13 protein-coding genes, 1 tRNA gene and 1 pseudogene are annotated in these 15,365 nt (G+C 57.5%); 9 read left to right on the top strand and 6 right to left on the bottom strand.

All coding sequences use genetic code 11. From position 1 onward, the window contains the following. Positions 1 to 68: 68 nt before the first annotated feature. Positions 69 to 710, bottom strand: coding sequence for a CRISPR-associated endonuclease Cas1 (gene cas1 / locus NW839_RS13385; protein ID WP_414349588.1), 642 nt, complete (start codon positions 708 to 710; stop codon positions 69 to 71). Next, positions 707 to 2,128, bottom strand: coding sequence for a TIGR03985 family CRISPR-associated protein (locus NW839_RS13390; protein ID WP_414349586.1), 1,422 nt, complete (start codon positions 2,126 to 2,128; stop codon positions 707 to 709). The genes cas1 and NW839_RS13390 overlap by 4 nt, the downstream gene beginning before the upstream one ends. A gap of 165 nt (positions 2,129 to 2,293) precedes the next feature. Here NW839_RS13390 and crn3 point away from each other — a divergent pair, with 165 nt between their 5' ends. Beyond that, complete coding sequence (crn3, locus tag NW839_RS13395) at positions 2,294 to 3,238, top strand: CRISPR-associated ring nuclease Crn3/Csx3 (RefSeq protein WP_414349585.1); 945 nt, start codon at positions 2,294 to 2,296, stop codon at positions 3,236 to 3,238. Between the two features lie 103 nt (positions 3,239 to 3,341). Beyond that, positions 3,342 to 4,133, top strand: a complete 792-nt coding sequence (locus NW839_RS13400; RefSeq protein WP_414349583.1) for an ADP-ribosylglycohydrolase family protein — start codon at positions 3,342 to 3,344, stop codon at positions 4,131 to 4,133. A 75-nt stretch (positions 4,134 to 4,208) separates the two neighbouring features. On the opposite strand, the gene NW839_RS13405 is transcribed toward NW839_RS13400, so the two are convergent. From NW839_RS13405 to NW839_RS13420, 4 genes are all read right to left on the bottom strand, one after another. Further along, positions 4,209 to 5,048 carry a nitrate ABC transporter ATP-binding protein gene (locus tag NW839_RS13405; RefSeq protein ID WP_414344143.1) on the bottom strand — a complete coding sequence of 280 codons (840 nt, stop codon included), beginning with the start codon at positions 5,046 to 5,048 and terminating at the stop codon, positions 4,209 to 4,211. 71 nt (positions 5,049 to 5,119) lie between these two features. After that, positions 5,120 to 7,117: a nitrate ABC transporter ATP-binding protein gene (locus NW839_RS13410; protein WP_414349581.1), complete on the bottom strand. Its 1,998-nt coding sequence runs from the start codon at positions 7,115 to 7,117 to the stop codon at positions 5,120 to 5,122. Between the two features lie 68 nt (positions 7,118 to 7,185). After that, entirely contained in the window at positions 7,186 to 8,013 is an 828-nt protein-coding gene (gene ntrB / locus NW839_RS13415; RefSeq protein WP_414349579.1) for a nitrate ABC transporter permease, read from the bottom strand. A gap of 522 nt (positions 8,014 to 8,535) precedes the next feature. Continuing rightward, positions 8,536 to 9,846 carry a CmpA/NrtA family ABC transporter substrate-binding protein gene (locus NW839_RS13420; RefSeq protein ID WP_414349578.1) on the bottom strand — a complete coding sequence of 437 codons (1,311 nt, stop codon included), beginning with the start codon at positions 9,844 to 9,846 and terminating at the stop codon, positions 8,536 to 8,538. Positions 9,847 to 10,050: 204 nt separating this feature from the next. Here NW839_RS13420 and NW839_RS13425 point away from each other — a divergent pair, with 204 nt between their 5' ends. The 7 genes and pseudogenes from NW839_RS13425 to NW839_RS13455 form a co-directional block, all read left to right on the top strand. Further along, the gene (locus tag NW839_RS13425; protein ID WP_414349576.1) at positions 10,051 to 11,148 is read left to right on the top strand and encodes a tocopherol cyclase family protein; all 1,098 of its coding nucleotides are present in this window, start codon (positions 10,051 to 10,053) and stop codon (positions 11,146 to 11,148) included. 175 nt (positions 11,149 to 11,323) lie between these two features. Continuing rightward, positions 11,324 to 11,397 (top strand) — tRNA-Arg (locus NW839_RS13430). Between the two features lie 118 nt (positions 11,398 to 11,515). Then, a complete protein-coding gene (locus tag NW839_RS13435) occupies positions 11,516 to 13,990 on the top strand; it encodes an ATP-dependent Clp protease ATP-binding subunit (protein WP_011432255.1) in 2,475 nt (824 codons plus the stop codon). 127 nt (positions 13,991 to 14,117) lie between these two features. Further along, positions 14,118 to 14,753: an ATP-dependent Clp protease proteolytic subunit gene (locus NW839_RS13440; protein WP_414349574.1), complete on the top strand. Its 636-nt coding sequence runs from the start codon at positions 14,118 to 14,120 to the stop codon at positions 14,751 to 14,753. Between the two features lie 17 nt (positions 14,754 to 14,770). Then, entirely contained in the window at positions 14,771 to 15,040 is a 270-nt protein-coding gene (locus tag NW839_RS13445) for a hypothetical protein (protein WP_414349572.1), read from the top strand. Between the two features lie 16 nt (positions 15,041 to 15,056). Continuing rightward, positions 15,057 to 15,236 carry a Uma2 family endonuclease gene (locus tag NW839_RS13450; protein WP_414380716.1) on the top strand — a complete coding sequence of 60 codons (180 nt, stop codon included), beginning with the start codon at positions 15,057 to 15,059 and terminating at the stop codon, positions 15,234 to 15,236. 67 nt (positions 15,237 to 15,303) lie between these two features. Beyond that, positions 15,304 to 15,365: pseudogene (locus NW839_RS13455) on the top strand (IS607 family transposase); the annotation flags it as partial.

A 15,365-nucleotide genomic window follows, 5' to 3' on the forward strand; every position in this document is an offset into this window, starting at 1 on the left:
AAACAGAATGCTATCGCTGCATAGTTGAACAGTGATGTTCAGCAGTGTTCAGCGTAAATGTATCAGCCTCAGAAGATCAGGTAGTCCGGCGGCTCATAGGGGGGAGGCCCCCCGAAGACTTTGGCCTGCTTCTTGGCCGCGGCATCCAAAGGGTAGGCCCGCAGACTGTCTTCCTTGAGATTCAGCAGGGGCAACCACGACTGTTCCAGCTTGTTTTCCAACTCTGCAGTGTCCAGTGGGCATTCGAACACGGAGCGATCCAACTGTTGCAGGTAGGCGGCGATAACATCAATACCCTCCTGTAAGGGGGCAATTTGGCCGCGGGTAGCCCGGTTGTGCAGTTGTAGAATTGCCCGTTGGTTGCGAATCTTGCCGCGCACAATCACCTTGGCCCACCTCAGCCCCCAGGGGGAGTAGGCCCGCTGATACTGGGCCAGACGGATCTCAGAGTTGGTGGAGAAGGATCCCTGCAGGCGACCGCGAAAACCGCCATCCGCACGCAAAAAAATGGTTTCGATGCCTCGATCCAGCAGTTGGGCCAAAGCTGCGCTGGTCAATTGGATCCCGGGCAACACCACCACCAGCTCCACCTCCGCAAGGCGGCAAAGCTGCTCTTGACCACGGCGGCGAATGAGCAGGGTTTGGTTTTGGCAGTGAACCACAGTCCCCGGCTCGGTTAGGTAGAGGGTGGTCATGGGCAGGAAGGTCAAGAAAGCTTCAGGTCGGGGCGATAAAACTGCAGCTCCGCCTGAGCTTCTCGAGCCATCTGTTCCCGGTAGGCCGGGGGAGCGATGACCTCGCCGTTGGGCCGCCAGTCGCGCAAACGCATGGTGAAATTGGTATCTCCCACCCGCACCCAGGCCCGAAAATAGCGGTCGCTGGCCGGCCTTTGCCGGAGAATGTTCAAAATCTGTTGGCGTTCCCGCACATCCGCCACTGCCTGCTGCACCAAAGCCGGGATCCGCTCGTAGGCAATGGGCTGGAAGGTGGGATGTCGCACTGTGCTTTCCACATAGCGACGGGCAAACTCCGGGGAAAATCGAAGGATCAACAATGCCTTGGGCAGGTAAAAATCGGATCCCCAGGCTTCTTCCCATGCTGCTTGGACTTCCTCTGGGCTGGGCAGCTTCTTTTGCCGTTTGCGGGTTGCCAGCTCTGGCGGAATGGAAGGAGCGTCCCAGGGAATCACCGCCAGGCGCTCAGACTGGATCCGATCCAGCCGAAAATTGTGCCAGCCCAGGGATCCCTCGGGGGTGGGGAGCTGGCCAAAGGCTGCCAAATACTTGGCGCGGCGGGCATAAAACAGGCAGACTGGGTAAGTGAGAACGTGTCGGATCCCATGTTGGCGGGTGGCGTAGTCAAAACCGATCACCCCTGCTTCTGGGTTGGCCCAAAGGGCTTCTAGCTGGCTTTGATATTCATCCACCCGTTCTTGCTGTTCGTCTGAGAGGATGTACTCAAACCACACAAACAGCCGCCGCTGCGAGTGCTGATCGCGCCAGCGGGACGGAGTCCTTTGGTTGGCCCAGATTTCATCCAGCAAAACCTGGACATCTGGATGTACAAAGGCCACATCGCTGAGGATGTGATAGACCTGTTCCAGTTGATGGCCCGATAAGGTCAAAGCCGATGAAGATACGGGCAGTTGGGGACGATCCCCCGGCGCACGGCAGCGAAAATTATCTCTCCGCCTAGAGTTGGCCTGAATTTGTTGCAGCCAACCCCGGGCAGCCAGGTAATCCAGCTCTTTGCGCAGGGTGCGATGGGTCTTGTGAAAGGGTCGGGCAGATAGCAGCGCTTCCAGATCGGGAACTTCTGCTTTTAAGGCGGCCAATAGGTTGGGATCCTTCAGCCAAAACCTCAAGGGTTTCCAGCAAATGCAGTCAACATCAGGACAGGGTGAAGGGATCCCTTGTGCCAGATCCTGCTTGGGGTGCCGTGGTGAGAGCAAGCGATCCCGGATGTGGGTGTAGCCAAAGGTTTCCGGCAGGTCTGGCCAGCGGTTTTCGCCATAGAGGCAGTGGAGCAGTACCCACAGGCGCACGGCCCGCTCCAGGCGCTCGGCCAACTGACCGCCCGCTAACCAACGCAACACTTCCACCGTCAAAGGCAGCTCAAATCCGCTCATCCGACAGTTCCCTCGGTTCTTAGGTCAACCAGTTGATGGCACTCCAGGCCAGGGGTTTTCTTGGAGCAAGGCGCAAGTGAGAGCCTGACCACTCTGCCACGATTTGGAATCCCCCACTTCCAATCTCTTCCATACTGAAGTCAACCTGTCTCGTCAAATCTGCCCATGGCTGCTGTGGCACTGCATTTGCTTTCCGGCTGTCTGGCCGCTCGCGCCAGCGGGACGGAGTCCTTTCGCGCCAGCGGGACGGAGTCCTTGGACCCTCGAAGATCCCATTCTTCGGAACTGTCTTTTCAGGTCATCGAAATTGAGCTGACCCGACCGGATCGCCTGGTTTTTCCAGAGGATTTGGCTCAGCTTCAGCTGCCTGCCGGGATCAATGCCCAGCTGGGGGTGGTTCTGACGGGGCGGGCCCCCATTTGGCTGTATGGCTGGCTGGTGCATGAGTGCCACTTCACCCGTTGGGTGGCCTGTTATGACCCACGCTTGGGCGCGGTGGTGGTCTCCAGCCATACCCCCGAAGTGCGGGTGGGCCAGGTCATCCCCTGGGTGCAGGGAAGGCCGGGTTCAGAATTGGCAGCGGCGGTGATGGTGGTGGGCCCCCCCGACAGTGGCAAAAGCCGTCTTGCCCGCGCCCTCTTCGAAGCTCTGCTGCCGGAGCATCCCGATATTTATCTGCAACGGGCCCATTGGGATGGGGAAGGCAATTGGACTTTAGACTTGCCACCAGAAGAGGCGAAGATCCTCAAGCACCAGTACCGGGGCTCTTTTACCCCCGAATTTTTCAGCTTCCATGCCCAGGCCATTCTGGCTTTGCGCCGGCAAAAGAGTTTGGTGATTGTGGATGTGGGCGGCAAGGTGGATCCGCAAAAGCAGCCGATCCTGGAAGCCTGCTCCCACTACCTGGTGGTCAGCCGGGATCCCGAGGCTATCCCTCTCTGGCACGAGTTTTGTCGAGACCGGGGCAATTTGCGCTGTGTGGCCATCCTGCACACCTCGCCCGGCCCTCCTCAAGTGCTCAAAGACTCACCTGAGTTGGAAATTCGCTGGGATCCCAACTCTCCTCCCCCCGCGGAGCTGCTTCGGGCGGTGCGCCGCTTGATTGCCTAGGGGTGCGGATTCAGAATTGGATGGGCGGGCGAGCCTTTTCGGAAACGGCGAGATTGAGAACCGGGAGATTGAGAACTGGGAAAAGAAAAAGGAGAGGGTACTGATGCTGGGAGCCATTGCCGGGGATGTTATCGGCTCTGTCCATGAGCACTCGGGCACCAAAACGAAGAACTTTCCGCTGTTCGTCGAGGCCAGCCAATTTACCGATGACACGGTTCTGACGGTCGCTGTGGCCGAGCGGCTGCTGCGGGGCGGTAGCTACGTCGATTGGTACCATGAGTACTTCCACGCCTACCCAGAGGCTGGGTACGGGAGCAGCTTCATCCACTGGGCCGAGCATCGCTGCCGTGAGCCGTACTACAGTTGGGGCAACGGAGCCGCCATGCGGGTTAGCCCCATTGGCATCGCCTGCAACACGCTGGAAGAAGTGCTGGCCCAGGCGCGGGCCAGTGCCGAGGTAACCCACAACCACCCGGAGGGCATCCGCGGCGCTCAGGCTACGGCAGCCGCCGTGTTTCTCGCCCGGTCAGGGTACACCAAGGCCGACATCAAGACGTACATCGAGCAAGAGTTCGGATACTGCCTATCCGAGCGGCTGGACGATATCCGGGAGCACTACTGCTTCGATGTCTCCTGTCAGGGCTCGGTGCCCCAGTCGATCATCGCGTTCCTAGAGGCAGACGGTTTTGAAGACGCGGTGCGCAACGCCATCTCCCTTGGTGGAGACGCAGACACCATGGCCTGCATTGCCGGGGGCATTGCGGAGGCGTTTTTCGGCGGCGTGCCGGACGAGATCGCATCCCAGACGCTGGCCGTTTTGGACGAGCGGTTGCGCAATGTTGTGGGCGAGTTCCAAGAGAGGTTTGCGGATCGCCTGACCAGGGGCTGCACCTGATGGCCAAGGTGTGTGGTTTTTGGGTTTTGGGTTGCCTTGTCGCCCTCTCGCTCCGTCAACTGCTCCAGGTTGGATTTACCGGTAAGCCGCCTCTGGGTTGGCTTCATGGCCGTAGAGATAGCTGAGAACCGAGTTGCGCAGGCGGTAGTACTGCGGATCTTCAAGAATCCGCTCGCGATCCCGAGGGCGCGGGAAGGGGATGGTCACGATCTGCCCGATGGTGGCTGCAGGGCCATTGGTCATCAGCACCAGGCGGTCGGCCAAAAACAGCGCCTCATCAATGTCGTGGGTAATCATCAAAACCGTGCAGCGATGTTCATCCCAAATGCGCAACAGCTCCTCTTGAAGCTCCTCTTTGGTAATGGCATCCAAGGCCCCGAAGGGTTCATCCAAAATCAGCACTTCTGGACGGATGGCCAACGCACGAGCAATGGCTACCCGCTGTTTCATCCCTCCCGAAATTTGCGAGGGATATTTCTGAGCGGCTTCCCCCAGCCCCACCAAATCCAAATGTTCTTCCACAATTCGATGCTTTTCCGACTGGCTCTTTTGGGGAAATACCGACCGAACGGCCAAATAAACATTTTCATAAACCGTGAGCCAAGGCAACAGGGCATACCCTTGAAACACTACCATGCGCTCCGGGCCAGGAGCTGTAATCGGCTGCCCTTTCAGCTTCACCGAGCCACTGGTGGGCTGGGCAAATCCGGAAACCATATTCAGCAGGGTGGTTTTGCCACAGCCGGAATGCCCAACCAAGCAGACAAACTCTCCCTCGTTCACACTGAGGTTGATATCTCGCAAGACGGGATAATCCCCCTTGGGAGTTGAGTAGGTCTTGCTGACATTCTCAAGGCTTAGGTAGGGTTCTGCGGCTACGTTCGCTGGGGTAGAGGTTGTCAAGAGGGCAGTCATCGTAGGGTGCTCCAACTCATGATTTTCTCACAACGGGGAATGTGCTTTTGCAAGGGCGCCCAAGTGGGTATCTAGAGCAACACAGGACGACGATCTAAGGCAACCTCGGCTACATAAATATCGTGCTTAATCGCCAAACTGTTGAGGTAGGCCAGGGGATCCTCACCATTAAAGGGGATCCCATCGAACAACTGAATGGGCTGCCTTTGGTAGGAGACATCCAGTCCCAGCTCGCGGGCTGCCGTGCTGAACACCCCCACCTGACATACCCGCTCCACGATCTCCACCCAGTTGCGAGGGAAGGGCAGCTCCCCCCAGCGGGCCATTTGGGTCATCATCCACAGATGCTCGGTGCGGCTGGGACGGTTGCCGGCTCCCAGAAAGAAGCGGTGGTGGGCATATTCCCGCATCGGCCTGTCCAAGTCACAGATTAGGCGCTGGGGATCCCCCAGATGAATGTAGGATGGGTCGGTGCTCAGGTAGGCGCGGCGGCTGAGCAGCTCGCGAATCTCGTCGTGATGGGCCGGGTCTTCACAGTAGCGGCAGGCTTCCAACAGCGCTTTCACCAAGGCAATGTGGGTGTTGGGGTAGGCTCTGGCCCAATCTTCTCGCACCCCCAACACTTTGCCGGGATGGCCCAGCCAAATCTCCAGGTCTGTAGCCACCGTAAAGCCACTGCCCTCTAAGGCTGCCCGCAAATTCCAGGGCTCTCCCACACAGTAGCCATCGATGTTGCCGGCTGTTAGGTTGGCCACCATCTGAGCCGGGGGCAGCGTTTTCAGCACCACGTCATGATCCGGGTGGATCCCACCGGCTGCCAGCCAGTAGCGCAACAGCAAATTGTGCATAGAGCTGGGATGCACCACCCCAAAGGTAAGCCGACGGCTGGGACTATCCAGAATGTAAGCCTTCAACTGGCTGAGGGTGTGGATCCCTTGCTCGTAGAACCGCTTATGCAAGGTGATGGCATTGCCGTTGCGGGTCAAGGTGAGGGCAGTAACCACCGGCTGAGGCGGGTTATCCCCTCCGCCCAAAGACATCCACACCGGCATACCGGCGGGCATTTGGGCCGCATCCAGATAACCTCCCTGAATGCCGTCTTGGATCCCTCGCCAACTGGTTTCCCGCACCAAATTCACTTCTTCCAAGCCGTGTTTGGCAAAAAACCCTTTTTCTTTGGCCACAGCCAACGGAGCGCAGGCAGTGAGGGGCACAAAGCCGATCTCCAAGTTGATCTTTTCCAAGCCATGCCTGGCCACCACAGTGCTGCGGCGAGCACGCCATTGCTTGATGCGTTTTTGTTGGTTCAAAAAGTAGATGATCTCGCTGCGGTAGCTGTAGTAGCTGGGATGGTTGACCACCTCCAGCCGACGGCGGGGCCGAGGAATGTCAATGGTTAAAATGTTCCCAATTCGGGATCCCGGCCCATTGGTGAGCATGACCACACGATCTGACAGAAGAACCGCTTCGTCCACATCGTGGGTGACCATGAGAGTGGTCATCTGATGTTCTTCGCAGATGCGCATCAACTGCTCTTGCAAGTTCCCGCGCGTGAGCGCATCCAAAGCGCCAAATGGCTCATCCAGCAGCAACACTTTGGGCCGCAAAGCCAGGGCACGGGCAATGGCCACCCGCTGCTTCATCCCCCCGGACAATTGGGCTGGGGGCTTATCTGCGGCATGGCGCAAACCCACCAGATCGATGTGCTCTTCCACGATCTGCTGACGCTCCGCCGGAGAATGGTTTTTAAGAACGGCATTCACCGCCAGCGCAATGTTTTGCCGAACCGTTAGCCAAGGCAAAAGCGAGTAATGCTGAAACACCACCATGCGATCGGGGCCGGGAGCGGTGATGGTATGCCCATCCAAAGCCACGATCCCCCCCGTAGGCAAAGACAGCCCCGCCACCATGTTCAATAGGGTGGATTTGCCACAGCCGGAGTGGCCGATTAAGGAGACAAACTCCCCTCGATGGATTTGCAGATCGATCCCTTTCAGAGCAAGGTATTCCTGCCCTCCGGGCAGAGCAAAAGATTTTTCCACCTGCTCCACACTGACCAATACAGACACAGAAAACCTCCCAACCTATCACCCGTCTAGCCTCAAACCAACCACATACTGACAACACATCCAACACATCATTGGTTGGCTATCTTGTTTTGCAAAATAGACATCAGGCGATCCAAAAGCAATCCCACTGCTCCAATGTAGATGACGGCAACGATGATCTCCGTAACGTAGTTCTGCTGGTAGGCATCCCAGATGAAAAAGCCGATCCCCGGCACACCTGACATCACAATTTCTGCGGCAATAATGGCCAGCCAAGACAGGCCGATGCCGATGCGCAGACCTGTGAACATGTAGGGCAGGGCTGAGGGCAGCAACACCTTAAAAAAGAAGTCCACTTTGGAGAGCTTGAGCACTTTGGAGACGTTGATGTAGTCTTCCGGGATCTGTCTCACCCCCACAGCCGTGTTGATGAGAATGGGCCAAATTGAGGTAATAAAAATAACGAACAGGGCAGCCGGCTCATTGCGTTGCAAAGCAGCCAAAGATATGGGCACCCAAGCCAAGGGAGCTACCATGCGCAAAAATTGGAAAATGGGATCCAAAGCTCGGTTGATCCACACACTGCTTCCCACCAAAATGCCCAACGTGATGCCCACCAAAGCGGCACTGCAATAGCCGATGGCCACCCTTTGTAGGCTGGCCAAGGTTTGGCGCAGCAGCCCTTGGTCGAGGTCGCTGTTGCGATACAAAGGATGCAGGATCAGATATCGGCTGCGCTCGTCCATCCACACATCCCAAGGCCCCGGCAGCCGAATTAGGTTGGCACTGGCCAAGATCTGCCAGATGAGCAGAAATCCAACAATGCCCACCACAGGGGGGAGAATCTGATCTCGGTACTTCGCCAAATCGAACTTCGCCGTTGCAGATTTTGCCGGAGAAGAAAGTGTCGTCGTCATAGCTCCTAGAGGAGGATAGGGTTTTACAAGGTTCTCTGTTGTCGCGCTCTCAGAACATTCCAGCCGCAGGGTTCTACAACGTGTTGGAAACAGAGCATGAACTGGGATTGGCCTTGCCTTTTCGTTGGATGGGCAAACACAGGGATTGCAAACTCAACAAAACTCTCACGACAATCAGAAAACTCAGGATTCCTACGGCTATTGAAAGGATGAGCTTGTCCCAGCGGGGCTGGGCCGGCCTCTCAAAAGGAGGATCCCTGAAGAGTTCGCGCGGAACGTGAAGTAGAGCCAACATAGCCGATCCTCAACATGGCATTTAAAGTTATTCAAAAAGTGCGAGGCTCATAGCATCCATCAACTTTCCATCGTTTGGGCAGAAAGCTCGGCACCGCTTTTTTCGACCTCGTGGGATCCCACAGGTAGGCAGGATCCCTGTCGCGCGAGAGATTCGAACAAGGAAACGGTAAGCCATGGACTTCCTGCGAAAGAAGGTGAGGAACTTGGCCCAATCAAGCTATTCAGCTAGACCCTTTTGATTTTCAGGCTGTTCAGGTAAGCCTGCGGATCCTGTGGGTCAAACACCACACCGTCAAAGAAACGCTCTGTTCCCCGCGAGGTGTTGTTGGGGATGTTCTTCACCCCCAGTGCCTGGGCGGCCTCACGCCAGAGATCTTCACGGTTCACTTCATCCACCAGACGACGGGCAGTATCCAGATCGGGAAGGAAGCGAGCGTGGAAGCCCCAACGCAAGGATTCCGTCAGGAACCAAAGGTCATGGCTCTTATAGGGGTAAGAGACGCTGCCCCGGCCATCTTCCCAGTACAAGGGCCCGGCATTGAAATCTTGAACAGCTGGCTTGCCGTCTCCCAATTCGTAGTTGCCTTGAAAGGGAGGGGTGAGAACTTCAACCGGCACATTCAGGTAGGCACGCCCTGAGAGAATGCGTGTCAGTTCTTCTCGGTTGGCCGGATCGTCGCACCATTGCTGCGCTTCCATCACCGCCATCAAAGTGGCTTGTGTGGCCCTGGGGTTTTGCTCTACCCAATCGGCGCGAATGGCCAAGTATTCTTCGGGGTGAAAGGGCCAAATCTGTTGGGTAAGGGCCGCCATAAACCCGATCCCATCGGCCACAATCCGGTAGGGCCAGGGATCCCCGGTGCTAAAAGCATCCATGGTGCCATTGCGCATTCCCTGCACCGTTTCGGCAGAGGGAACCGCCAACAGGTCGATGTCTTGATCCGGATCTACCCCCCCAGCAGCAAACCAGTAACGGATCCAAAAATCTTGATTGACGTTGGGGAAGGTATGAGCGGCCTTGAATTTGCGTCCGTTGCTGGCGCTGAAATTTTTGATGTAATCCGCGGCTCCCGAGATATCCAGCCCCAAACCCTTGCCAGCATGCATTCCGGCAATGGCAATCCCGTTGCCTTGGGTGATCAGCTGACACAGAACTGCCATGCGCACCGGCCGATTGTTGGTGATGGCGCCAATGTGGATCATGTGAGGCATCGGCATCTGCCACTGGCCACCGTCGATTCCCCCACCCGCTGAGCCGATGACCACATTGTCACGGGCTGCCGGCCAACTGGCCTGCTTCAACATCTCTACACCGGTCATGCCGTGCTTGTCGAAAAAGCCCTTTTCCTTGGCGATGATCAGGGGGGCAGACTCCACAATCGGTATAAAGCCTAACCTGAGATTGGGGGTTTCTGGGCCGCTGGCCTGGGCAACCCAGTAGCCTGTGCTGGCCCGTGCTAAGCTGCCACTCACGAGTCCACCCACGGTGGCCGCACCCGCAGACAGCAAAAAGTTACGACGTGACGTCATGCTCACCTCATCGAAAGGATATGTGAAGGCAAGATGGAAGCTTTCCGGTTCAAGTCGCCTGACCCACGGATTTCCTTCGTGAAATCTCAAGAAATCCTTAAATCTCAGCTTGGTTGATATCCTAAGGGCAAATAAATATAGAAACAATACAATTATTATTTTGGTAAGCATAGACTTCCGTTTATCATTGTTGCGATGGCTTAGGTCTCAATGGCGTTTCCTCCAACGGCGGCTTGCTCTGGGCAAAACAACTCAACAGATTGGGGATCCCTGCCCCATGCCGGCTATCACTGGGATGGCTGCACAGAGCGGTTTTTTGAGGGCTGGTACAGCCGCGTCACCTTGCCCGGGGATCCGCCCATTAGCTTTGCCTTCATGTACGCCATCGATCCCAAGCGCGGGGGCATGGCGCAGGTGTTGGGGCCGGAGGAGGAGTTGCATTGGCGCACCTTCCCCAATCCCCGCCGCTTTTGGGCCAGCTCAACCCATCTGGCCTTGGGGCACTCAGGGATCCCAGGCCCCGGCTGTCGCGGCCTTCAGGATCCCTTCACCTTCTTCCAGCGCACCGCCAGCGGCTACCAATGCACCGCCCACCTCAACCAGGGGATTTTGCCGGATCCCTTGGGCTCTGAGCCCATTCGCTGGCTTTACCGCATTCAGCCTCGTTTTGCCTATGGGATCCCACCCCGAGCCACCATGGGAGCCTGGTCTTATCTGCCCATCTTTGAGCCGGGCTGGCAGATCCTCATGAGCCATGGCTTGGCCACCGGCTGGGTGGAGTGGAGAGGCAGGCGCTATGCATTTCAGCAGGCTCCCGCCTACGCCGAAAAAAATTGGGGCCAAAGCTTTCCTCGCCGCTGGTTTTGGATCCAGTGCAACGCCTTTCCCCAACATCCCGGTCTCAGCCTCACCTGTGCCGGAGCTGAGCGGCAGGTGCTCACCCGCCCCGAAGAAGTGGCCCTGATCAGCTTGCATGGATGGGGATCCCAGCCCTTTTTGGAATGGCGGCCTGGGCAAGCTCATCTGACTTGGCAAGTGGATCCCTGGGGATCCTGGCGAATCTGGGGAGAAAGTGCCCTCTGGTGTATTCGGCTGGAAGGGCACACGGGACGGCCTGGCCAAACTGTATTCACTCCTGGCCCAGAAGGGATGCAGCGCAACTGTCGGGATACCCTGGCAGGACATCTGCACCTGCAGCTTTGGCAGCGCAACGGCCAAGTCTGGACGCCGGTGATCAAGTCCACCAGCCCCCAAGCCGGCCTCGAAGTGGGGGGAGAAGTCCGGCAACCTTGGCAAGGGCAATGTTAACGCTGGCGGATATCTACACCCCCGTTGGACTTTCCAAAAAACGCTCTTGTGCTAGAATGCCTAAGCCACATTGATAGATGTCCATCTCTGTCTCTGGATAGTACTGGATAGTGTCTGAGTAACTATGGACAGATAGTATGGACAGACAGTCAACCGTGGTTGGCCCGCCCCTTTTGCGCCTGTAGCTCAGTGGACTAGAGCACGTGGCTACGGACCACGGTGTCGGGAGTTCAAATCTCTCCAGGCGCGTTTTGGCCCCAGACAGCTTCCGTCTGGGGTATTTACCGTCCCTTGGTTTCGCCAGAACTTGTGCTAGGATTACCCCTATCAAGTCCGCCTTGATGCAGGCGTAGGGAGCCCGAGGATCATGTTTGAACGCTTTACAGAAAAAGCCATCAAGGTGATCATGCTGGCCCAAGAAGAAGCCAGACGGTTAGGTCACAATTTCGTTGGCACCGAGCAAATTTTGTTGGGGTTAATCGGCGAGGGCACTGGGGTCGCCGCCAAAGTTCTCAAGTCCATGGGAGTGAACTTGAAGGACGCCCGCATTGAAGTCGAGAAAATTATCGGTCGGGGATCCGGTTTTGTGGCCGTCGAGATCCCTTTCACTCCCCGCGCCAAGCGAGTGCTGGAACTCTCTCTAGAAGAGGCCCGCCAGCTCGGCCACAACTACATCGGCACTGAGCACCTGCTCCTGGGCCTGATCCGAGAAGGGGAGGGAGTAGCGGCCCGCGTCTTGGAAAACCTGGGGGTGGATCTCTCCAAGGTGCGCACCCAGGTGATCCGCATGTTGGGTGAGACTGCCGAAGTGACGGCAGGGGGGGGATCCTCCAGTCGCACCAAAACGCCCACCCTGGACGAATTCGGCTCCAACCTAACTCAACTGGCCCAGGAGGGCAAGCTGGATCCGGTGGTCGGTCGGACGCGGGAGATCGAGCGGGTGATCCAGATCTTGGGCCGCCGCACCAAGAACAACCCCGTCCTCATTGGCGAGCCGGGGGTGGGCAAAACTGCCATTGCCGAAGGCTTGGCCCAGCGCATTGTGCAGGGGGATGTGCCGGATATTTTGGCCGACAAGCGGGTGATCAGCCTGGATATTGGCTTGCTGGTGGCCGGCACCAAGTACCGCGGCGAGTTTGAAGAGCGCCTCAAGAAAATCATGGATGAGATCCGCAATGCCGGCAACATCATCCTGGTCATCGACGAGGTGCATACCCTGATCGGGGCCGGGGCTGCGGAAGGGGCGATTGATGCCGCCAACATCCTCAAGCCTGCCTTGGCCCGTGGCGAGTTGCAGTGCATCGGCGCCACCACCCTGGATGAGTACCGCAAGCACATCGAACGGGATGCCGCCCTGGAGCGTCGCTTCCAGCCCATCATGGTGGGCGAGCCGACAGTCTCCGAGACCATCGAGATCCTGTTTGGCCTGCGGGAGCGCTACGAGCAGCACCACAAGCTGAAGATCTCCGATGCCGCCTTGGATGCGGCAGCCAAGCTGGCCGACCAGTACATCTCCGACCGCTTCTTGCCAGATAAGGCCATCGATTTGATCGACGAGGCTGCTTCGCGGGTGCGCCTGATCAACTCTCAACTGCCCCCGGCGGCGCGGGAGCTGGATCAAGAGCTGCGGCGAGTGCTCAAGGAGAAAGACGCTGCGGTGCGGGCCCAGAACTTCGACAAAGCCGGTGAGCTGCGGGATCGGGAGATGGAGATCAAGCAGCAGATCCGCGCCATTGCCGCTGCCAAAAAAGCCGAGGAGAGCAGCCGCAGCGAAATGCCTGAGGTAACCGAAGAGGACGTGGCCCAGGTGGTCAGCGCCTGGACGGGGGTGCCGGTGGCCAAGCTGACCGAGAGCGAGTCAGTGAAGCTGCTGAACATGGAAGAAACCCTGCACCAGCGCATCATCGGCCAAGACGAAGCGGTGCGGGCCATCTCCCGTGCCATCCGCCGCGCTCGGGTGGGGCTGAAAAATCCCAACCGTCCCATCGCCAGCTTCATCTTCTCCGGCCCAACAGGGGTGGGCAAAACCGAGCTGACCAAGGCTTTGGCAGCCTACTTCTTCGGCTCCGAGTCAGCCATGATCCGCCTCGACATGTCGGAATACATGGAGCGGCACACGGTCAGCAAGCTGATCGGATCCCCGCCGGGCTATGTGGGCTACAACGAGGGGGGTCAGCTCACAGAAGCGGTGCGGCGTCGCCCCTACACGGTGGTGCTTTTCGATGAGATCGAGAAGGCGCACCCGGATGTGTTTAACCTGTTGCTGCAAATCCTGGAGGATGGCCGCCTGACCGATGCCAAAGGCCGCACGGTGGACTTCAAGAACACCCTGATCGTGATGACCTCTAACATCGGCTCGAAGGTCATCGAGAAGGGCGGCGGCAGCCTCGGCTTCGAGTTCAACACCAACGACGAGGATGCCAACTACAACCGCATCCGCAACCTGGTGAACGAGGAGCTGAAGCAGTACTTCCGTCCGGAGTTCCTCAACCGCGTGGACGAGATCATCGTCTTCCGGCAACTGACCAAGGATGAGGTGAAGCAGATTGCCGACATCCTGCTCAAGGAAGTGTTTGACCGCATGACGGAGAAGAAAATCCGCCTTACGGTTAGCGACCGCTTCAAAGACTTGGTGGTGGAGGAGGGGTATAACCCCAGCTACGGGGCACGCCCGCTGCGCCGCGCCATCCAACGCCTGCTGGAAGACATCCTGGCGGAAGAGATCCTGACTGGGCATGTCCGGGAGGGATCGGAGGTGCTCATCGATGTGGATGAGGAGCGCAAGCCCAAGGTGTTGGTCACGGAGCCGGAGCGGGTTCTCTTGCCTCAAGGGGCGGAGTAAAGCTGGCTTTGAGAGGTCCTCAGACTGCAAGGGATCCGTTGGGATGCTGCGGATCCCTTGTGGTCCTCAAGTGTTGTTTTTCTGGTGTTTTTCAGTTGAACAGACCCAGGCGTAGGAGATCTCTGGCATGGTGCAATCGACCTACTACTACTATGGCGGCGCTCCGGTTCGTACCCCACCCCCAGATTTGGCTTCGCTGCTGCTGCAGGAGCGCATTGTCTACCTGGGCTTGCCCCTTGCAGAGGAGTCGAATGCCAACGTCACCAAGCTGATCATCGAGCAACTGCTGTATCTGCAGTACGAGGATCGGGAAAAGCCGATCAAGATGTACATCAACTCGACGGGCACCTATAACTACGACACAGCGGCCTTTGCCATTCTGGACACCATGAACTACATCAAGCCGCCTGTGCATACTATCTGCATCGGCAATGCCATTGGGATGGCGGCCATGTTATTGGCAGCAGGAGCCAAAGGATTTCGGGCCAGTCTGCCCAATGCCACGATCGTGCTCCACCAGCCCTATGGGGGCACCCGTGGACAGGCCAGCGACATCGAAATTCGCACCCGCGAGATTCTGACTTTGCGCAACATGATGCTGGAGCAACTGTCCCGCAGCACGGGCCAGCCTATGGAGCGCATCAAGAAGGACACGGAGCGGCTATTTTTCATGACACCAGAGGAAGCCAAAGCCTACGGCCTCATCGATCAGGTGCTGACCAGTTCCAAAGGCGTGCCGAAGTTGGCAACAGCCAAAAACTAAAGCAGAGGGATCCGTCGATGGTTCAAGTTCCCGTACAGCCTTTGACGGTGGGGGAGTACCTACGCCTCACGGACGGGCTTTATGAAGGACGGGTTGAACCTGAAGACGGGTCCATTCGGGAAGCCGAGGAGCGTATGAACACCCTCATTGAGCTGTTTCTGGTTGCGGAATTGCCCAAGTTTTTGCCCATTCAACGCCTGAGCTTGGGCCAAGTTGAGGTCGAAGTGCCCGCAGCCAAGGCTCGGTTGCGCAATCCAGAGGTGATGGCTTTGCATCCCGCTATGTGAGCTTGCTGGGAAACGGTTGCGGAATCCTTGCCTGCACATGCCCCTGCCGCTGTTGGTGGTGGAAGTCGTTTCCCCCGGAGTAGACAATGAAAAACACGATTATCAAGACAAGCGCAAAGATTACGCTGCCCGTGGGATCCCAGTGGATCCAGCCAAGCAGTCCGTTTCCGCGGTGCGCTGGGTTGGCGGAGCATGACTCTAGTCAATGATACGCTGGACTATACTGAAAATAATGTACAGTATGTTCAGTATGGCTGCTTGGTATGGCTAGGTATGTAAAACCGAGAGAAGCGGCGGATTATTTTGGGGTGTGTCTCCACACTTT

It is taken from the genome of Synechococcus sp. R5-15 (assembly GCF_047462035.1).
GTDB lineage: Bacteria > Cyanobacteriota > Cyanobacteriia > Thermostichales > Thermostichaceae > Thermostichus.